Annotated in this window: 20 protein-coding genes; 7 read left to right on the forward strand and 13 right to left on the reverse strand. The window is 59.8% G+C overall.

What is annotated here, in order from left to right:
- Nucleotides 1-135 precede the first annotated feature (135 nt).
- From AC1RL4_RS15480 to AC1RL4_RS15500, 5 genes are all read right to left on the reverse strand, one after another.
- Nucleotides 136-489 (reverse strand): DUF1493 family protein, encoded by a 354-nt coding sequence (locus AC1RL4_RS15480; protein ID WP_493119649.1) that lies wholly within the window; start codon nt 487-489, stop codon nt 136-138.
- On the reverse strand, nt 486-719 hold the full coding sequence (locus AC1RL4_RS15485; protein WP_019581747.1) for a hypothetical protein: 234 nt from the start codon (nt 717-719) through the stop codon (nt 486-488). Before AC1RL4_RS15485 ends, AC1RL4_RS15480 begins: the two co-directional genes overlap by 4 nt.
- Nucleotides 720-832: 113 nt before the next feature.
- A complete protein-coding gene (locus tag AC1RL4_RS15490; protein WP_019581748.1) occupies nt 833-1129 on the reverse strand; it encodes a hypothetical protein in 297 nt (98 codons plus the stop codon).
- A gap of 346 nt (nt 1130-1475) precedes the next feature.
- Nucleotides 1476-2603: a hypothetical protein gene (locus AC1RL4_RS15495; protein ID WP_028939576.1), complete on the reverse strand. Its 1128-nt coding sequence runs from the start codon at nt 2601-2603 to the stop codon at nt 1476-1478.
- 96 nt (nt 2604-2699) lie between these two features.
- On the reverse strand, nt 2700-2984 hold the full coding sequence (locus AC1RL4_RS15500) for a hypothetical protein (protein ID WP_019581750.1): 285 nt from the start codon (nt 2982-2984) through the stop codon (nt 2700-2702).
- A 305-nt stretch (nt 2985-3289) separates the two neighbouring features.
- Here AC1RL4_RS15500 and AC1RL4_RS15505 point away from each other — a divergent pair, with 305 nt between their 5' ends.
- From AC1RL4_RS15505 to AC1RL4_RS15520, 4 genes are all read left to right on the forward strand, one after another.
- Complete coding sequence (locus AC1RL4_RS15505) at nt 3290-3793, forward strand: polysaccharide deacetylase (protein WP_096481452.1); 504 nt, start codon at nt 3290-3292, stop codon at nt 3791-3793.
- A gap of 423 nt (nt 3794-4216) precedes the next feature.
- Nucleotides 4217-6145 (forward strand): RecQ family ATP-dependent DNA helicase, encoded by a 1929-nt coding sequence (locus AC1RL4_RS15510; RefSeq protein WP_489078776.1) that lies wholly within the window; start codon nt 4217-4219, stop codon nt 6143-6145.
- A 123-nt stretch (nt 6146-6268) separates the two neighbouring features.
- The gene (locus AC1RL4_RS15515; RefSeq protein WP_230173995.1) at nt 6269-7495 is read left to right on the forward strand and encodes a 3-hydroxyacyl-CoA dehydrogenase; all 1227 of its coding nucleotides are present in this window, start codon (nt 6269-6271) and stop codon (nt 7493-7495) included.
- Between the two features lie 103 nt (nt 7496-7598).
- Nucleotides 7599-8030 carry an acyl-CoA thioesterase gene (locus AC1RL4_RS15520; protein ID WP_019581755.1) on the forward strand — a complete coding sequence of 144 codons (432 nt, stop codon included), beginning with the start codon at nt 7599-7601 and terminating at the stop codon, nt 8028-8030.
- A 67-nt stretch (nt 8031-8097) separates the two neighbouring features.
- Here AC1RL4_RS15520 and AC1RL4_RS15525 read toward each other — a convergent pair whose 3' ends face one another.
- The 4 genes from AC1RL4_RS15525 to AC1RL4_RS15540 form a co-directional block, all read right to left on the reverse strand.
- The gene (locus AC1RL4_RS15525; protein ID WP_019581756.1) at nt 8098-8589 is read right to left on the reverse strand and encodes a glycine zipper domain-containing protein; all 492 of its coding nucleotides are present in this window, start codon (nt 8587-8589) and stop codon (nt 8098-8100) included.
- Between the two features lie 235 nt (nt 8590-8824).
- The gene (locus tag AC1RL4_RS15530; RefSeq protein ID WP_230173994.1) at nt 8825-11173 is read right to left on the reverse strand and encodes an FdhF/YdeP family oxidoreductase; all 2349 of its coding nucleotides are present in this window, start codon (nt 11171-11173) and stop codon (nt 8825-8827) included.
- Nucleotides 11170-12009 (reverse strand): formate dehydrogenase accessory sulfurtransferase FdhD, encoded by an 840-nt coding sequence (fdhD, locus tag AC1RL4_RS15535; protein WP_007939519.1) that lies wholly within the window; start codon nt 12007-12009, stop codon nt 11170-11172. The genes AC1RL4_RS15530 and fdhD overlap by 4 nt, the downstream gene beginning before the upstream one ends.
- Nucleotides 12010-12103: 94 nt before the next feature.
- A complete protein-coding gene (locus tag AC1RL4_RS15540) occupies nt 12104-12991 on the reverse strand; it encodes a LysR family transcriptional regulator (protein ID WP_019581758.1) in 888 nt (295 codons plus the stop codon).
- 137 nt (nt 12992-13128) lie between these two features.
- On the opposite strand from AC1RL4_RS15540, the gene lysM reads away from it, so the two are divergent.
- Complete coding sequence (gene lysM, locus AC1RL4_RS15545) at nt 13129-13569, forward strand: peptidoglycan-binding protein LysM (protein ID WP_018929300.1); 441 nt, start codon at nt 13129-13131, stop codon at nt 13567-13569.
- Nucleotides 13570-13736: 167 nt separating this feature from the next.
- On the opposite strand, the gene yrfG is transcribed toward lysM, so the two are convergent.
- Nucleotides 13737-14399 (reverse strand): GMP/IMP nucleotidase, encoded by a 663-nt coding sequence (gene yrfG, locus AC1RL4_RS15550; RefSeq protein ID WP_230173992.1) that lies wholly within the window; start codon nt 14397-14399, stop codon nt 13737-13739.
- Nucleotides 14400-14489: 90 nt separating this feature from the next.
- Here yrfG and nudE point away from each other — a divergent pair, with 90 nt between their 5' ends.
- Together nudE and cysQ are read left to right on the forward strand one after the other, a co-directional pair.
- Nucleotides 14490-15056: an ADP compounds hydrolase NudE gene (nudE, locus tag AC1RL4_RS15555; protein ID WP_111453961.1), complete on the forward strand. Its 567-nt coding sequence runs from the start codon at nt 14490-14492 to the stop codon at nt 15054-15056.
- 11 nt (nt 15057-15067) lie between these two features.
- Nucleotides 15068-15895 (forward strand): 3'(2'),5'-bisphosphate nucleotidase CysQ, encoded by an 828-nt coding sequence (cysQ, locus tag AC1RL4_RS15560; RefSeq protein ID WP_111453960.1) that lies wholly within the window; start codon nt 15068-15070, stop codon nt 15893-15895.
- Between the two features lie 109 nt (nt 15896-16004).
- Here cysQ and AC1RL4_RS15565 read toward each other — a convergent pair whose 3' ends face one another.
- The 3 genes from AC1RL4_RS15565 to AC1RL4_RS15575 are packed head-to-tail and all read right to left on the reverse strand — an operon-like array spanning nt 16005 to nt 19700.
- Complete coding sequence (locus tag AC1RL4_RS15565; protein ID WP_096481446.1) at nt 16005-16460, reverse strand: thioesterase domain-containing protein; 456 nt, start codon at nt 16458-16460, stop codon at nt 16005-16007.
- A 40-nt stretch (nt 16461-16500) separates the two neighbouring features.
- Nucleotides 16501-17895, reverse strand: a complete 1395-nt coding sequence (locus tag AC1RL4_RS15570) for a sigma-54-dependent transcriptional regulator (protein ID WP_018929295.1) — start codon at nt 17893-17895, stop codon at nt 16501-16503.
- On the reverse strand, nt 17892-19700 hold the full coding sequence (locus AC1RL4_RS15575; protein WP_096481444.1) for a sensor histidine kinase: 1809 nt from the start codon (nt 19698-19700) through the stop codon (nt 17892-17894). Before AC1RL4_RS15575 ends, AC1RL4_RS15570 begins: the two co-directional genes overlap by 4 nt.
- Between the last annotated feature and the right edge of the window lie 49 nt (nt 19701-19749).

A 19749-nucleotide genomic window follows, 5' to 3' on the forward strand; every position in this document is an offset into this window, starting at 1 on the left:
TGTAATGAGAAAGCCGCCCTTTGGGGCGGCTTTTTTATGGGCGCTGATTCAGTTCCCTTGAGGCATAACTGGCAATATTCCCGCAGTAAACACGCTAAGCAGCCAGAATAATTCCACTTCTGTTGATCAGATCCCCTAGACCCCTTCCACTTCCTGCGTGCCCCACCGTTGTTTCTTGACTGCTTTATAGAGCATGCCAATGGTCAGCGGCACTTTGTCGCCACGACCCTTCGCCCGGCGCTTGAGAAACACATCAAACCCTTCAGGCTGAAAGTACCGATACGCGTCGTAGTCGACGAAGTCGATGGCGAACTGTTCTTCCAGCGCTTCCATCAGATGCCGCGCATCCGCGCCGTCGCAGTTCAGGTCAAAGTTGATCGAGGTGGTGAGGCTGATAGTTTTGCGTTCGGGCAGGCCGAGTTCTTCGTGCAGTAGCTGCATGAGCAGGTGCATGGCGTGATCGTCGGGGAAGTTGGGGGCGAGATTCATGGTGCATCGTCCGTTGGGTGTATATCGATGAGGCTGATTAAGCCTGACTTTGCAGCGAGTCGGTCGTCAATAAACGCTGCGAACTTGGTCTGAGTCAGATCGGTAGCCATACGAATTTCTTGGACTTGCAACGCATCAACATGAAGTTCGCGGGGAGGCTCACGCCCGCCGCGGATGATTTCGTTCATCTGTTGCACGCTTTCCATTAGCTCATCAAAAAACATGCTCATGGTTATCTCCAGTGTTCGATGACGGCTTTCGATGCTCTGCGTCCCAAGGGTCGAGCGCGGAGCGTCCGTAGAGGCATTCCCACGCGGAGCATGGGAACGATCTTCACTCGGCGTTAGGCCGGTGCTTTCCAACCCATCATGCGTTGCTGGGCGACTTTCAGCAGGTCGCAGCCGTCTTGGGTCAGCAAGTAGAGCGCGTGGGTGATGTGGGGAATGTCTTCGACATCGCCTTGCTTGAAGCAATGGCAGTGCAGGGTTTGGAGTAGATCACTGGAGGCTCGGATGCGCTGGAGGGCGGCTTCGAGGATGTCTTGGGGATTGGCCTCTGTGTCGATGATCAGGGGCGGGGTATCGGTGAGATTGGATTGGAGTGGGCGGTAACGATCGGTGAACGGTTTCCATGAATTCATTGTTTGTAGCCTCAAATGCATCAGGAGTAACCGCCGCCATCGTGACCAAGCGATGGGAGGCGGACTGTGTTCGGGTTGGTCAACCAGTGAGGCTCACATTCCTGGCACGCCCGAGAGCGTCCCAAACACAGCCACCATATAGCGTGCAGGCACTTGAAGTGCCGGCAGCATACAACGGACGCGCATATATGAACCATTCGGGTGACCAAGCCCGAGCCGCTGATTTGGCAGCGACGGTTACGACTATAGATTTGAGCTACAGTGCGGCGATAGGCGACAAGGTGCCTTCTGTTGTAGGAACGGTATGAAGATTTCATAGGCCGTTCCTACCGATCCGCCATCGTTTTCAACAAATAGACCGATACGCTGCACCATCCAGCACGCTGGTAGTCAGCCCGGTCGTCGGCGTGTAGATCGTGCCTTTAACCGCTGAGAAGTTGACCCCTTTACTGCCCAGCGAAACGTAGCGTTCGCCTTGATCCAGTTCGGTGAAGTAGGTGTAGGAATACTTGTGCATCAGCCGGTACTTGGCTTCGTCGTTGACCATGGTCTTGCGCAGGTTATCCAGATCGGCCTGGGTCAGGTTCAGCGGCTTGTTGAGTCGCACACCCCAGCGCTGGAGGCAGACTTCGGCGAAGTGGCGGACGATGCGCCCTGGTTCGGCCAATGCTTTGGGGCCGCTGACACCGTCTGCTGCGGCGTTACCGACCAGCGTGCCATGGCGGCCGGGCATGGGGTAAATGTGGGTCCGGGTGCCGGTTGCCGTTTGTGGGATAACGCAGCTGAAGCCTTTGGAGCGCTCGTCTCGGGCGTAGAAACCGACGTATTCCTTTACGTTGGTATTGAGTTTTACTTTGTCTTCCTGAAAGTTGCCGATGCCCGGCACCGGATCAATCGCAAAAATATTCACCGGGATGTTCTTCAGGGCGCTGTCCTTGAACATGGCGTTGGCCAGCATGTGGCAACTGATACCGCCACGACTCCAACCTACCAAGTTAACTTTGGTGGGGATAATTCCATCTTTACGAAAGGTCTTGATGATTTGTTCCTGTAACTTCTGTTGGGTCACGCTGCGGTCGCCGTAGTTGTACTTGCGCCACATCCAGGAACCTTCGACGATGACGTCTTCAATGGGAATGCCAGCAGCCTTGAGTCGGTTGTATTCAGTCTCAGTCAGCTTCTCACGCTCCCAGTCGCACTTGCCTTTGATGATGTTGATGGCGTGCTGGACGTTCTCTCCCCAGCCTTTGCCGAACAGCGTACCGCTCAGTCCATAATCCTTGGATTGGGTGAACAGTTCGTCAGCTTGCAGGTTGCTGGTGCCGGGACCATCGATCACGACCCATTCGGCAAATTCGCGACCACCGTGATGGGATGCCAGTGTCGAGACCAATTCACCGTTCCAGTAAGTTGGGTTCTGACTGTCGAACTTTGTCGAGCCGGTACCGCAAAAGAAAATGGTTAATGCTGTCATTGTGTTGCCCTTAGTTGATGTAAGAGCAAGCAGGCTAGTGTTGATTCTTATAATAATAAAGCGATTGGTTGTTGCGGGGTTTGTAGTTTTATTTTTTCAGATTGGATGTATTTGTTGTTTTGCGACTTCAAGTAATTCGCAGCCGTCTTGTGTTAATAAATAAAGCGCATTAACGATGTTGGGGATGTCTTTCACATCGGCCTGTTTGAAACATAAACAGTAAAGTGTTTCCAGTAGATCGCTGGCCGCACGCAGGCGTTGTTGGGCGGCATCGAGCAGGTCGCCATGGCTGGCATCGGTGTCGATGACCAGCACCGAGGTGTCGCTGCAACTGGTCTTGAGTGGGCGATAGCGGTTGGTCAACGGGTTGAACGTTTTCATGGTTGAGGCGTGTCCTGTACGAAGTCGCTCCGACGGGCCGATACAGTGTTTCCAGCCGTGTCGAAAACTATAGAGGGCCGCGACGAGGCGTCGCAAGGTGGTGCAAGTGGACAGGTTTTGTAGGGGGTTTACCGGTGTTATCGCCCTTTGCCTACGCGCCCCTCGACAATTTTTTAAGCTTTTGCCCTGGAGGTCGATATTCCTACGGGATTGTCAGGCTTAACGCATCCAGTCTCTGGAGGGTGCGCGCCAGAATGTGTAGGACGTTTCGAAGCGTCTGGGTCGACTCTTAAAGGGAATTAGGCATGCAATGGCTACGTGTGGCCTCGATTTTATTGTTGTGGGCCGGTGTTTGTCGGATAGCGGGTGCTGCCGACGTCGGTCATTCGCTGGTCCGCGCCAACATGGAGCGAACCGGTTGGCCGGATGCGCTGACCACCCAAGCGGACATCGACACCGCATCTCGCGCCGAGGTGTTGATGGTGGGCAAGGCGTTGCTGGCCAGCGAAGCGCTGGATGAGCAGGGGCTGAAACAGCGACTGGGCGTGCGGGCTGTGAAGCTCAAGTCGGTCAGGCAAGTGCGTGACGGGTTGTGGGATCGGTTGCTGATCACCTATCGCAGTGTCAGTCAGGACTGCGAGGACCAACTCTTCTGTCCTCGTGTACGTAGCGTCGACGATCTGCGTCAGCTGGCGGCGGCGTTTACGGGCGAAATCAGCCCGGCTTATACGGTTTGGGCGAGCAAGAGCCGGGTGTTTCATGAACAGGCGCTGGATGAGCAGTTGCGGGTGGCGGTGTTGGTGCCATAGCCACCCGGCGTCAGTCAATTGATGACTAAGTCTGTGAGGCGCCGCCCAGAGTCGTAGGCGTAGCGAGGAGAGGGGGGGCGTCAGGGAGCTTCATGCACCCGCTCAGCAGCAAGGATGCAAAGACAAGGGCGATTGGAAAAAACAGAGTGTCAGGCATGATTGTTCCTTTGTGAGGATCCGCGTGCAGGCGTCCTGCCTTGTTGAAAACTTCGCGGATAATGGTTTTTCTCGGGGCGAACCTTATCGGCTGACAGGGGGCTGATGTCAGGGGGCAAAGTGCCTCGTTTGTTTCAATCTGTGGCGAAGGAATCGATGGGTTGACGCTGTATCATCCCGTATCGTTTTTGCCCCCGACCTTTTCTCGACTTGCTGCGTTCGCCGGCTAGGCTTTGGGCTTCGCAGCGGTCAACGGAGTGACAGCTTATGCACAACACCCTGGAACAGGTTTTCGGTTATCCACAGTTTCGGCCCGGCCAGGAGGCGGCGGTCAGCGCGGTACTGGCCGGGCGTTCGGCGGCGGCGATTTTCCCTACCGGATCGGGCAAATCCCTGTGCTATCAGTTACCGGCCATCCTGCTGCCGCACCTGACGCTGGTGGTCTCGCCTCTGCTGGCGTTGATGCAGGATCAGTTAGCGTTCTTGCAGCGCCATGGGATTGCGGCGGGCAGTATTGATTCGGCCCAGAGTCGCGATGACGCCAGCGATGTGATGGCCCGGGCCAAGTCTGGTGAATTGAAGATTCTGATGATTTCCGTGGAGCGCCTGAAGAACGAGCGCTTTCGCCATTTTTTGCAGCAGGTACCGATCTCGCTGTTGGTGGTGGACGAGGCCCACTGCATCTCCGAGTGGGGTCACAACTTCCGCCCCGACTACCTCAAGCTGCCGGACTATCAGCGCCAGTTCAACATCCCTCAGGCGCTGCTGCTGACGGCCACCGCGACACCCAAGGTGATCGCCGACATGGAGGCCCGGTTCGCCATTGCGCCTGAGGATGTGGTGACCACCGGTTTCTACCGGCCCAATCTCAATCTGTTGGTGGAACCGGTGCGTGGCCAGGACAAACGCCGCCGCCTGGTCGAGTGGATGAGCCAGCGTCCCGGCCAGCCCAGCATTGTCTACGTCACTCTGCAGAAAACCGCTGAGCACATCGCCGAACACCTGGGGCGCAACGGTATACAGGCAGAGGCCTATCACGCCGGTTTACCCCACGAGCAACGGGAAGCGATTCAGCGCCGGTTCATGGGTGGGCAGTCCAATTGCATCGTCGCCACCATTGCCTTCGGCATGGGCATCGACAAAAGCGATATCCGCAACGTGGTGCATTTCGACCTGCCCAAATCCATCGAAAACTACAGCCAGGAAATCGGCCGCGCCGGGCGTGACGGGCAGCCGTCCGATTGCCTGGTGCTGGCCAACCGCGACAGCCTCAACGTGCTGGAGAATTTCGTCTACGGCGACACACCGGAGCGGGACGGCATTCGTTGTGTGCTCGACGAGTTGCAAGCCGCAGCGCCCGAGGGGCAGTGGGAGTTTCTGCTGGGGCCTTTGGCCGATCAGAGCAACATTCGCCAGTTACCGCTCAAGACCTTGCTGGTACAGCTGGAGTTGCGTGGGCTGATCGCTCCGCGCTATGCCTATTACGCGGAATACCGCTTCAAGTATTTGCAGGAGCCGGAAGCGTTGCTGGCCCGTTTCGAGGGTGAGCGCAGGGACTTCGTCTCGGCGATCATCCAGACTTCCAGTCGCGCACGGACCTGGGCCACGGTGAATTTCGACGCACTGTATCAGCAGCATTCCGCCGAGCGCAGTCGAGTGGTCAAGGCGCTGGATTACTTCCAGGAAAAGGGCTGGGTGGAGCTTGAAAGCAAGCAGATGACGGAGGTCTATAGCCTGCTGCAAGCCGACTTCGATTCCCAGGCCTTGAGCGCCGAATTGCACACCTACTTCACCCAGCACGAACGCACCGAGATTTCGCGGATTCACGCCATGCTGGATCTGTTCGCCACCGACCACTGCCTGGGATATCGCCTGGCCGAGTACTTCGGCGACGAAAACGCGCCACGGCGATGCGGGCATTGTTCGGTGTGTCACGGCCACGTAGCGCGGTTACCCGAACCACCGGAATTGCCGGCGCTTGTGGATAAAAATTTCGAGGTGCTGTGCGGTGATTTTATCCACAGGCACCAGCAGCACACGGGAAGTGCTCCATCGGCGGAGCGCGTGACGCGGTTTTTGTGCGGGATCAGCGTTCCGTTGTTTACCAAGCTCAAGGCTCGGTCGATTTCTGGGTTTGCGGCGCTGGAAGATTATCCGTACGCCGAGGTCCGGACGTGGGCTGAGGCGAACCTCTGACCTGCGGGATCGGGACGCATCCATCCGCTGAATGTCACCCATCACGGGAATAAACTTCAAAAACACCCATAGGCTGACTATGGTGAGGACTGTCTTTGGATCGCCAATAAGAGAACAACAACCATGAGCCAGACATCGTTCGATATTCAGCGCGCCGCCGTGATTGGCGCGGGCACCATGGGCCGTGGCATCGTCATGTGCCTGGCCAATGCCGGGGTGCCGGTGCAGTGGGTCGATAACAATCCGCAGATGCTTGAGCAGGCGCTGACCAGCGTGGCTGACACTTACGCCCACAGCGTGCGTCAGGGGCGGATCGATCAGACCGAGGCGGATGCGCGCATTGCACGGGTAACGGCGGCTGCCGATTACGCGGCGATCCGCGATGTTGATCTGGTGATCGAAGCGGTCTACGAAAACCTCGAGCTGAAGCAGAAAATCTTCCGCGAACTCGACGGCCTGCTCAAACCTGAAGCGATTCTGGCCAGCAATACCTCGGCGCTGGATATCGACGCCATCGCCGCCGCCACTCGCCGCCCGCAGCAGGTCCTGGGTCTGCACTTCTTCAGCCCGGCGCACATCATGAAATTGCTGGAGATCGTACGCGGCGCCCAGACCGCTCCGGCGGTGCTTGATGCAGCCCTGGCACTGGGCCAGCGCATGGGCAAGGTCAGCGTGGTCTCGGGCAACTGTCACGGTTTCATCGGCAACCGCATGCTGCATCCGTACGTGCTCGAAGCGCGCAAGATGCTGCTGGAGGGTGCGTTGCCTTATCAGGTGGATGCGGCGCTGCAAGGTTTTGGTTTCGCCATGGGGCCGTTCCGCATGTATGACGTGGTCGGCATTGACCTGGAGTGGCGCGCGCGGGAGCTGGCTGGCAAGGGCCAGGATGCGCCGGAAGTTCAAGTGGACAATCGTTTGTGCGAGCTCGGGCGTTTCGGTCAAAAGAGCGGCGATGGGTATTACCATTACGAACCGGGCAGTCGTCAGGCTGAGCACGATGTGGAAGTCGATGCGCTGGTACTGGAAGTCAGTGAAGGGCTGGGGTTTCAGCGGCGTGAGATAGGGCCAGAGGAGATTCTTGAGCGCAGCTTGCTGGCACTGGTCAATGAAGGGGCGAAGATCCTTCAGGAAGGCATTGCGGCGTCGGCGCATGACATCGATCTGGTGTACCTCAACGGTTATGGTTTCCCGGCGGACAAGGGCGGGCCGATGGCCTGGGCGGATCAGCAAGGGCTGGCGGATATTCATCTGCGGTTGTTGCAACTTGAGACCAAGCAGGGTGATCACTGGGCGCCGGCGCGGTTGATTGGAGAGTTGGCGGCGCAAGGCAGAGGGTTTGCCGAGATGTGATTTTATGTGGCATCTGTGAGGGCTCCTTCGCAAGCAAGCCCGCGAATGAGCACGACGCGATTTTCGCCTTAGACTGACGATCCAACTCCAGGAACAAACGCTGATGTCCAACCCGATGCCCCAACGCACCGACTACCCCCATTTCCAGCCCATCACTACCCGCTGGCACGACAATGACGCCTACGGTCACGTCAACAACGTCACCTACTACAGTTTTTTCGATACGGCGGTGAACACCTACCTGATCGAAGTCGGCGGTCTGGATATCCATGACGGTGAGGTGGTGGGTTTTGTGGTGAGTTCGGCCTGCGATTACTTCGCGTCTATCGCTTTCCCGGATCGGATCGAGATTGGCCTGCGGGTCGGCAAGTTGGGCAACAGTTCGGTGCAGTACGAGCTGGCGGTGTTCAAGGCTGGAGAAGATGAGGCCTGCGCGGCAGGGCGCTTCGTGCATGTATTCGTCGATCGGCTGTCGAACCAGCCGGTGGCGATTCCTGCCGGATTGCGTGGGGCGTTGGAGCGACTGGCGATCTGAGGGCAAAAAAAATCGCAGCCCGAGGCTGCGATTTTTGGATCTACCGGTCGACGAGGCGATTCAAGCCTCAGTCGCGATAGCGATGGTGATGCTTGCGATGCCCGTAGGCATGGCCACGACCCGGATGGCCGTCACGGTAGTAGCGACGATCATCATCGTCATAACCACGACGATAGGAACGACGATCATCGTCGTCATTGCTACTGTTGCCCATGTGATTACCCAGCGCGCCACCGAGGCCGCCGCCTGCTGCGGAGCCGATCAGGCTACCGGTGGTGCCGCCCATGCTGCGGCCAACCACGTTACCGCCAGCTGCGCCCAACGCACCGCCAATGGCGGCTTCGCCACGGCTGTGTCTGTCTGCGCCAACTGCGCTACCACCCGCGCCGCCCAGGGCCGCGCCAATGGTTGAACCTGTACTGCCGCCTAGCGATTGACCGACGACCGAGCCAAGAACCCCGCCCAATGCGCCGCCCACACCTGCTTCGGTGGTGCCGCCAGCAGACGCGAAGCCACTGACCAGGCCAAGGGACAACAAGAGAATCGAGGAGAACTTCATAGAGGAACCTCAAGGGGATGACGGCGCGATCCTGAGGCTGTGTCGTGGTTGTGACAACATAAATCCGACGAGTAACACGACTTGAGCACATTTCTATAAGTTGCTGTTTTTTGGGCGGAACTTAAGTGTTTTTCGCCGGTCTTTAGCTACTTCTCAAAGGCCGTTTTCATATGAAAACGGCCTTTTTTGTGGGCGATTGGAAAGTACGGATCGGAAAAATTTGTTGAGTGGGCCGTCAAGCTGACTTGGCCATGATCAACCCGGTTTCACTCGCCGCCTCCAGCCGGATCGCCACAAACTTCGACGTCGGCGTATGGCTGCCATCCCCAGTGCTTTCCAACGGCACCAGCGGGTTCACTTCCGGATAGTACGCAGCCGCTTGCCCGGCAGGAATATCAAACGCCAGCAGGGTGAAGCCCTTGACCCGCCGCTCACGGCCATCATCCCAGATCGATACGATGTCAGCCTTCTGCCCCGGTTTGAAGCCCAGGCGAATGATGTCGGCTTCATTGACGAACAACACATCCCGCTGACCTTTCACCCCGCGATAACGATCATCAAGACCATAAATGGTGGTGTTGTACTGATCATGGGAGCGCATCGACTGCATGATCAGGTCCGGCAGTACGCCGGTGGCGCGGGTGCGTTCGTGTACCAGGTCTTTGGGCAGGGTGTTCGGACGGAAATTGGCCCGACCCGATGGGGTATTCCAGCGACGTGCGCCGGCACTGCTGCCCAGGTAGAAACCGCCGGGGTTCTGGACTTTCTCGTTGAAGTCCCGAAAGCCCGGGATGGTGTCGGCGATCAGGTCGCGGATGCGGCTGTAATCAGCCACCAGCCAGTTCCAGTCCACCGGTTTGCTGCCCAGGGTCGCGGCGGCGATACCAGCGATGATTGCAGGCTCCGAGCGCATCAGGTTCGACAACGGCTGCAACTGACCGTTGGAGGCGTGGACCATGCTGAAGGAGTCTTCCACGGTCACCGCTTGGGCGCCTTCGGTCTGGATATCGATATCGGTACGGCCCAGGCACGGCAGGATCAGCGCGTCTTTACCATGGATCAAATGGCTGCGGTTGAGCTTGGTGCTGATCTGCACGGTCAGGTCGCAGTTGCTCAGGGCCTGGAAGGTCCGTGAGCTGTCCGGGGTGGCTTGGGCGAAGTTGCCGCCCAGGCCGATGAAGACTTTCGAACGGCCTTCGGCCATGGCGTGAATCGCCTCGATCACGTTGTGGCCGTTTTCGCGCGGCACCTTGAACTGGAAGCGCCGCTCCAGGGAGTCGAGGAACGCCGCAGGCGGGCGTTCGTTGATGCCCATTGTCCGGTCGCCCTGCACGTTACTGTGGCCGCGCACCGGGCACAGACCGGCCCCCGGCCGGCCGATGTTGCCGCGCAGCAGCATCAGGTTGGCGATTTCCTGGATGGTCGCCACCGAATGGCGATGCTGGGTGATGCCCATCGCCCAGCACATGATCACGTTCTTGCCTTTGGCGTACATGCGCGCCGCTTGCTCGATTTCCACCAGGGGCAGGCCGGATTGCTCGACGATCTGCTCCCACGGGGTGTCGTCGACGATGCCGAGGTATTCCAGAACATTGACGCTGTGTTCATTGAGGAAGTCGTGGTCGAACACCGCAGGCTCACCCGCCTTCTGCGCATCGCGCTCCCATTGCAGCAGGAACTTGGCCATGCCGCGCATGATCGCCATGTCGCCGCCCAATGCCGGACGGAAGTACGCGGTGTTGGTCGGCTTGTCGCCGTTGGTGAGCATTTCGATCGGGTGTTGTGGGTGCTGGAAGCGTTCCAGGCCGCGCTCTTTCAGTGGGTTGATGCACACCACCTGCGCACCGCGTTTCACCGCTTCGCGCAGTGGCTCGAGCATCCGCGGGTGGTTGGTACCAGGGTTTTGGCCCCAGACAAAAATTGCATCTGCATGTTCGAAATCGTCGAAGGTCACGGTGCCTTTGCCGACTCCGACGCTTTGGGCCAATGCCACACCGCTGGCTTCGTGGCACATGTTCGAGCAGTCGGGGAAATTGTTGGTGCCATAGGCGCGCACGAACAATTGATAGAGGAACGCCGCTTCGTTGCTGGCACGGCCCGAAGTGTAGAACTCGGCCTGATTCGGACTCGACAGCCCTTGCAGGTGTTTGCTGATCAGGGCGAAGGCGGCTTCCCAGCTGATCGGTTTGTAACGATCGGTTTCGGCGTCGTAGCTCAGCGGCTCGGTCAGACGGCCCTGGTACTCGAGCCAATAATCACTTTGTTCCAGCAACGAGCTAACGCTGTGCTTGGCGAAAAACGCGCCATCGACACGCCGTTTGGTCGCTTCCCAGTTCACTGCTTTGGCGCCGTTCTCGCAGAACGCCACCATGCCGGCTTCCTTAGAATCGCCCCAGGCGCAACCGGGGCAGTCGAACCCGCCGTTCTTGTTGGTCTTGAGCATCATGCGCAGATTTTTCAACGCGTTGTCGCTGGTCAACCAGGCACGGGCAACGCTGGCCAGCGCGCCCCAGCCACCGGCCGGTCCTTTATAAGGCTTGTAACGTGGAACGGGTTTCTGGTCGGCTTGTTGGTGTTGGCTCACGCTTGTTTCTCCGTCGCGGGGCTGTAGACCCGCGGCGCACTTTTTTGCGGCAGGTGGATGAGATTGAGGTTGTGTCGACGGGCCCATTGCACGGCCAGGCCCGTGGGCGACGACAGGCTGACCAGGGTCTGGATGCCGGCGCGTAAAACTTTCTGGATCAATTCGAGGCTGCAACGGCTGGTGACAATCGCCAGACCATCGGTGGTCGGAATCTTCTGGCGGATCAACCCACCGATCAGCTTATCGAGGGCGTTGTGCCGACCGATGTCTTCACGGCCCAGCAGCAATTCGCCTTTGCCGTTCATGAACACCGCCGCATGCACCGCGCCGCAATGCTGGCCCAAAGGCTGGAATTCGCCGATGCGATGGCGCAGGCCGTCCAGCCATTCGGCCGGGGGCAGCGGGGCGCCGGGCAGCACCTTGAGATCGGGCAGCGCTTGCTCCACCGCTTCAACGCCACAGAGCCCGCAACCGCTGGTGCCGGCCAGTTGCCGGCGCTGCTGCTTGAGGTTCCAGAAGGCGCGGTTGGCGATGGTCACCTGCGCGTATTGCGCCGAACCGGTGCCGCTGAGTTGCAGGTCATAGATGTCTGAAGCGTCTTCGATGATGCCGCTGCCGAGGCTGAAGCCGACGATGAAGTCTTCAAGGTCCGTCGGCGTCACCAACATGACGGCCTGGCTGATACCGTTGTAGGCGATCGCCAACGCGACTTCTTCGGCCAGCGCGGTGCTGGACGATTCGGAGTATTCAAGGTTGCAGTAACTGTATGTCTGGCTTGCGGCGGGCGCGGGCGTTTCGAGAGCGGGCGCCGCGCAGCCGGGGCGCTTGGCGTTCATTAGGCATCACCGACGGTTTGGTCAGCTTTAAGCCTAGGCGTGTCAACATGTCACGTCTAATCGCTATTACTGATCTACCGATAGATGGCGTCGATCAAGAGTCTGTCAGTGATTTCTGATAGATCGCAAAACAGGCTTCTGCCAAGGCCGAACGCGGAGCACTGCGACGCATGATCAGCCCCAGCCGGGCGAGGGTCTGGGCGCTTTCGATGGGTTGCAGGCGCAAGTGATCAGTGAGGTTTTCGAGGCCGCTGTTCAGCGGCATCACCGCGCAGCACAGGCCACCGTGTACCGCTTGTAACAATTGGTGGACTGCATCGGTTTGCAGCAACGGCTGTGGGGTCAGGCCACGGCTGTGGAAGTTATGGTCGATGGACTGGCGAAAATGCATGCCGCTGGTGAGCATGCCCATGGGCAGTTCGATCAGCGACTCCCAGCTCAGTGGCGTCTCGCCGAAACTGAAGAAGCGTTGATCGTAGAGCAGGCCCATGTGGGTTTCGCTGAACGCCAGGGAGTCGAAGCGCTCGCCGTCCAGATGCTCCAGGTACGATACGCCGAGGTCGAGACGGTTATTCGCCAGTTGTTCAAGGATCTGTTCGGAACTCAGGGCCGATAGTTCGAACCGCAGGTTCGGGTGTGCGGCGTGCAGGCGTTGCATCAGCGGCACCGGGTCGAAACTCGACAGCGGCACCACCCCCAGACGCAACGTACCCACGAGGTTGCCGCGACAGGCCGCCGCTTCGGCCTGCAAACCGTCGTAGGCCGCCAGCACCGTACGCGCCCATGCCAGCACGCGCTCACCCGGCGCAGTGAAACCTTCGAAGCGTTGGCCGCGATTGACCAGCGGCAGTTCGAGTTCTTCCTCAAGGCTGCGCAGACGCATGGACAACGTCGGCTGGGTGATGTGGCAACGCGCGGCGGCCTGGCCGAAGTGTCGGGTTTCGTCGAGAGCGATGAGGAATTTCAGCTGCTTGATGTCCATCTTCGCTCCAGGGCGCCGGCAAGGTTTGCGATTCTACCGCCTGCGCGGGGTTGGGTCATTGGTCGGCTGGGAACCGGTCTTCAAACGACTGGTCTAGTCTTGGGCGTCTGGAACCCAAACCCCAAGGAGCGTGCACCATGAGTATTTTTAGCTTTGTGAAAGAAGCAGGTGAAAAACTTATTGATCTGCTGACACCCGGCAATGCCAACGCCAGCGAGCAGCTGAAGGCACACATCAGCAAGGTCGGCTTGGGTAACCCGAATGTTCAGGCGACCATCGATGGCGACAAAGTCACCGTCACCGGTGAAGTGGCAAGCCAGGAAGAGAAGGAGAAAATTCTGTTGGCCGTGGGCAATATTGCCGGTGTCGGTAGTGTCGATGACCAGATCACCGTAACGGGGCCGGTTGCCAAGGCAGCGCAGTTCGTCACCGTTAAAAAGGGCGACACCCTCAGCGCGATTTCCAAGGCGGCATACGGCGACGCGAACAAGTACAACAAAATCTTTGAAGCCAACAAACCAATGCTTTCGCACCCGGACAAGATCTATCCGGGGCAGGTGTTGCGGATTCCTGAATAACACAGAACCTGTGGCGAGGGAGCTTGTCGGATCGCCGCACCGTCCCGCTCGGCTGCGCAGCAGTCGCAATCTGGCCAATGCACCTTTCTGAAGGAACTCAGCCAGATTGGGAGCGCTTCGCACTCCAGCGGGAGCAAGCTCCCTCGCCACAACGACCGCGTCAGACTCTAAAGCCCTGCGATGAGCTCCCGATAATCCCCCACCGCCGCAAACTCTGCGGTGTCCTTCGGCCCTTTGCGGCTGTCAGGCTCGCTCACGGCCAGCAGGTGCGCCACCCCGAAATTGCGTGCGCTGCGCAGGATCGGCAGGGTGTCGTCGATGAACAGGCAGCGTGCCGGGTCGAAGCCGATATCGGCCTGCAAGGCATCCCAGAACTGCGGGTCTTCTTTGGCGAAACCGTAATCGTGAGAGCTGATCAAGCGCTCGAAATACGGCGCCAGTTCAATTCTTTCCAGTTTCAATGACAACGAGTCGCGGTGGGCGTTGGTGATCAGTACCACGCGCTTGCCGGCCTGTTTGATCGCGGTCAGAAAAGTGTCCGCATCCGGACGCAAGGCGATCAGGTGCGCGGTTTCCAGTTTCAGTTCGCGCACCGACAACTTCAGTTCGGCGCTCCAGAAGTCCAGGCAATACCACTGCAACTGACCGGCATGGCGCTCGAACAGTGGCTGCAATTCCAGCTCCGCCATGGCCAGGCTCACCCCGTGCAACTCGGCATAACGCTTTGGCAGGTGTTCCAGCCAGAAATGGTTGTCGTAGTGCAGGTCCAGCAGCGTGCCGTCCATATCCAGCAGAACGGTATCGATGTCGCGCCAGGGCAGCAGGGACATAAAAAACTTCTCCAGCGGTAAAAAAGATATCCGAGGTAAACAATCAGGATAGGCCGGGTATAGTAACGCGTTCACGCCAAGGAGCTTCTCATGCGCCAGAAACCCACCATACTCGCCCGCGAGATCGTCGCCACCAGCCGATTATTCTGTGTCGAAGAGCTGAAACTGCGCTTTTCCAATGGCGTGGAACGCACTTACGAGCGATTGGTCGGCAAAGGCGCTGGTTATGGTGCGGTGATGATCGTGGCGATGCTCGACGCGGACCACGCCGTGTTGGTGGAGGAATACTGCGGTGGCACCGATGCCTACGAATTGTCCCTGCCCAAAGGCTTGATCGAGCCGGGCGAAGATGTGCTGGCGGCGGCCGAGCGGGAGCTCAAGGAAGAGGCCGGGTATGGCGCGCGGCAACTGGAGCATCTGACCGAGTTGTCGTTGTCACCCGGCTACATGAGCCAGAAGATCCAAGTGGTGCTGGCTACTGATTTGTACGAAGAACGCCTGGAGGGTGACGAGCCCGAGCCGATGGGGATGGACAAGATCAACCTGCGGGAATTGTCGGCGTTGGCGCAGAACCCGCGATTCACCGAGGGCCGTGCCTTGGCGGCGCTGTATCTGGCCCGGGACTTGTTGATCCAGCGCGGTATTTTTCAATTATGAGTGAGACGTTCATGAGTTTCCCCCATCCGTTGATGGCGCCGGTGGTCGAGCTGGCATTGAAGGCTGGCGAGGCGATCCTGCCATTCTGGCGCGTCAACGTTGCCGTGACTGCAAAATCCGATGATTCCCCGGTCACAGCTGCCGACATGGCCGCTCACCATGTGATCCTGGCCGGGTTGACGGCGCTGGACCCGACTATTCCGGTGCTGTCCGAAGAGGATGCCAACATCCCCCAGAGCGTGCGTGCCGGCTGGCAGCGTTGGTGGTTGGTCGACCCCCTGGACGGCACTAAGGAGTTCATCTCCGGCAGCGAAGAGTTCACCGTGAACATTGCGCTGATCGAGCAGGGGCGTGTGGTGTTCGGCGTGGTGTCGATGCCGACCAGCGGGCGTTTTTATGTAGGCGGTGCCGGGCTGGGTGCCTGGCGTGGCGATAAAGGCGCCGAGCCGTTGCCAATTCAGGTTCGCGAGGTGCCGGCGGCGGGTGAAGCCTTCACGGTGGTCGCCAGTCGTCGGCATTCAAGCCCTGAACAGGAGCGCTTACTGGCGGGGTTGAGTGACAGTCTGGGCGAGCTGCAACTGGCGAATATCGGCAGCTCACTGAAGTTTTGCCTGCTGGCGGAAGGGGCGGCGGATTGTTATCCGCGATTGGCGCCGACTTCGCAGTGGGACACGGCCGCGGCTCAAGGTGTGCTGGAAGGCGCCGGCGGTGAGGTGCTGGATTTGAGCGGCGCGCCGTTCTGTTATCCGGCGCGGGAATCGTTGCTGAATGAGTTCTTCCTGGCGCTGCCGGCTAAAGCGGCTTGGCGGGAGAAACTATTGGCGCTCGCTCGGGCGTAAAGATCAAGAGATCGCAGCCTCGTTTCACTCGACAGCTCCTACAGGGGGCGCGCTTCTCTGTAGGAGCTGTCGAGTGCAACGAGGCTGCGATCTTTTAAGATCGTTTGCTTTACCGGTGAAGGACGTATTGCCCGGTAAACCTCACCGCATCCTCATCACTCCCGGCATTCACGATCCGCGAATGCAGCGTCAACCGCGCCCGCCCATAGCGTCGATACATCGCCAGGAACTTCCTCCACACTGCCGGGTTCGGTGCCTGACAGATCGCCGTCGCGGCCATGGTGACCGGCAGCGGGTAGTTGATCTGCCCTTCCTGAATCACGATGTGCCCGTCTTCGATACCTTCTTCACGTAAACGCAAATGCAGCCAGCCCCAGCCGGCCAGCACCGCGCCGCAATACAGGCTGCCACCGAACATGGTGCTCTTGTGATTGACGTTGGGCTCCAGCGGCAGATGCAGGCGCAGTTGTTGGTCATGCCAGTCGAGCACTTTGAGGCCCATGTCCCGCGTGAGGGGGATGTCGCGATAGAGGATCGATTCCAGGTGACGACTGTCGCGGTTCATTCGCGGGCCTTTTGTTTGATGAGGATGATTTTACGGTAGCTCAATCGAGGTCGTCGGTATGGCTGCTGGTGCCGCCATCGGCGAAGTTCAGGCCATGCTTGCGCAGCTTGTCGTGCAGGGTTTTGCGCGGAATGCCGAGCGCTTCGGCGAGGCTGCGCACGGAGCTGTGCGAGCGCGCCAGTTCGGCGGCAATCAGGCTCTTCTCGAAGTTCTCGACTTGCTCGCTCAAGCCGCCGCTGACCACTTCAACCGTGGTGCCGACACCGCCATCCGGTGCGCTGTTGTCCAGTGCCAGCTCCAGGCCCAGGGCAAAGCGCTCGGCGGCGTTCTGCAGTTCCCGCACGTTACCTGGCCAGCTGTGACGCAGCAGCAGCGCCCGTTGCCCCGGTTGCAGTTCGTGGGGCGGCAAGCCGTGGCGGGCGCTGGCTTCGTCAGCGAAATGCTGGAACAGCACCAGCGCATCTTCGCCCCGTTCGCGCAGCGGCGGAATGCGCAACGGCGCAACGTTCAGGCGGTAATACAAGTCGGCACGGAAGCGCCCCTGATCGGCGGATTGCCGCAGGTCTTCCTTGGTCGCGGCGATGATGCGGATGTCCAGCGGGATCAACTGATTGCCGCCCAGGCGTTCGACGACCCGCTCTTGCAGCAAGCGCAGCAATTTCACCTGCACGTCCAGGCTCATGCTTTCGATTTCATCGAGGAACAACGTGCCGCCGTTGGCGAATTCGAACTTGCCGATGCGGCGCTTTTGCGCGCCGGTAAACGCGCCGGGTTCGTGACCGAACAACTCGCTTTCCACCACCGACTCGGCCAGGGCCCCGGCGTTGATTGCCACGAACGGGCCGTTACGCCGACTCGACAAGTCGTGCAGCGCGCGGGCCACCACTTCTTTGCCTGCACCGGTTTCACCGAGAATCAGCACGTCAGCCTTGGTCGCCGCCAGTGCCCCGATCTGCTCGCGCAGGCGCAGCATCGGCGCCGATTGCCCGACCAGTCGGGCGCTCAGTTCGTTGCGATCGCTCAGGGCCAGCCGCAGGCTGCGGTTGTCCAGTACCAGACGGCGCAGGGCCAGGGCGCGACGTACGCTGTCGAGCAGGGCGTCACTGGCGAAAGGTTTTTCCAGAAAGTCATAAGCCCCGGCGCGCATGGCCTGCACCGCCAGGGGGACATCGCCGTGGCCGGTGATCAGCAGCACGGGCAGCTCCGGATCCTGGGCGTGGAGTTCGGTCAGCAGTTCGAGGCCGTCCATGCCCGGCATGCGGATGTCACTGACCACAACGCCTGGCCAGTCGCGTTCCAGTTGCCCGGCCAGGCCCTTGGCTTCAGCAAGCGGCAGGATCTTCAGGCCGGCCAGGTCCAGGGTCTGGCTCAGGGCCTGGCGCAGGTGGGGATCGTCGTCGATCAACACGACCTGGATGCGGTTGTCGATGGTCATGCACTTCGGTCCTCGGACGGTTGCAGGCTCACACCCGGCGCGCCTGCGCGCAGCTTCAGGGTAATCAGGGCGCCGCCTTCCTTATGGTTGGAGAACGACAGTTCACCACCGAAGGCGCGCATCAGGGTGTCGCAGATCGCCAGCCCCAGCCCAAGTCCCTGAGTGCGGGTCTTGGTGGTGTAGAAGGGCTCGCCCGCACGACCCAGCGCTTCCAGGCAGAACCCGGGGCCGTTATCGCGAATGTACAGAGTGACGCCGTCGGCGGTGGATTGGGCACTCAACCAGAGTTTACGCGGCGGGCCTTTTTCCGTCAGGGCATCGAGCGCATTGGCCAGCAGATTGCCGAGTACCTGGCGCAGACGGGTTTCTCCAGCCTCGACCCACAGGGTGGCGGCCGGCAGGTCGCGGATCAGCTCGACTTCCATGCTGCGCCGACGCTTGGCCAGTAACGCCAGGGCGTCGTCCAGCGCCGGTTGCAGGGCCACGCTCTCCGGGGCGTGGCGATCACGTCGGGCGAAGGCGCGCAGGTGGGCGATGATCGACGCCATGCGCCCGGTCAGTTCGCTGATCAGCTTGAGGTTGCCGCGAGCATCCTCGGTGCGCTGATGATCGAGCAGCACTTCGGCGTTTTCCGCGTAGCTGCGGATTGCCGCCAGCGGTTGGTTGAGTTCATGGCTGATACTCGCCGACATTGTCCCCAACGCCGAGAGCTTGCCGGCCTGTACCAGATCATCCTGAGCGCGTACCAGTTCTTGCTGGGCATGTTCGCGCTCCAGCACTTCCTGTTTCAGTCGACGGTTGAGGCCCTCGAGGTCGCTGGTCCGTTCGGCGACCCGGCCTTCCAGTTCCTGGCGGGCCTTGGCTTCGAAGGCGATCCGCTCCAGGTAATGGCGTCGGCGTTGCATCATCAGGCCGAGCAGCAGCATTAATACCAGCAGCGTTGCGCCGCCGATGGCCACGACTGTGCGCACGGGGCGGTCGATCAGGGTGCGTGGAGCAAGGATACTGACACTCCAGCCGGTTTCTTCGATCTGCCGGGTTTGGGTCAGCCAGGCATTGGGGTCGAGACTCAACGGCTTTGGATCGCGGGTCGGGTAGGGTTGAATCGCGGCGACGGCCTTGTTCTCCTCATCACTCAATGGACGAGTCGAACGGAAACGCCATTCTGGCCGCGACGTGAGGATGACCACACCGTTGTGGTCGGTGACCAGCAGTTGTTCCGGGGTTTTGCCCCAGAGGCTTTCGGTGTGATCGAGGTCAACCTTGACCACCAACACGCCGATGATTTTTTCACGATCGTGTACCGCCGCAGCGAAGAAGTAACCGCGCTTGGCCGAGGTAGTGCCCAGGCCAAAGAAGCGCCCCAGGCGCCCGGCCATGGCTTCACTGAAATAAGGACGGAAAGAGAAATTGCGACCGACGAAGCTGTCGTTTTTATCCCAGTTGGAGGCCGCCAGCGTCTTGCCGGTGGTGTCCATCAGGTACATGACTTCGGCGCCGGTCTGGGCACTGATGTGTTTCAACAGGCGATTGGCATTGCCTTGAATCACGCCCTCGTCGGGTGCGCCCAACGTCGCACGCAGGGCGGGCAGGTCGCCGAGAATCTGCGGCAGCACTTCATAGCGGTGCAGGGTACCCAGCAGGTTGGCGACGTAGAGGTCGAGGGTCTGACGGTTCTGCCCGGCCAGCTCGCTGCGGTAATAACGCTCGGCCAGATGCTCCAGTGGCCACAGCAAGGGTGCCAGGCACAACGCAAGCAGTGCCAGGCTGCGCCAGCGGGGTCTGCGGGGGAGGGTCGGTGTCATGAGCATCAAGCGCCTGTGGGTATAGACGCATTATGCCTAGGCTTGCGGG

Source organism: Pseudomonas sp. GW822-FHT07A10 (assembly GCF_058798795.1).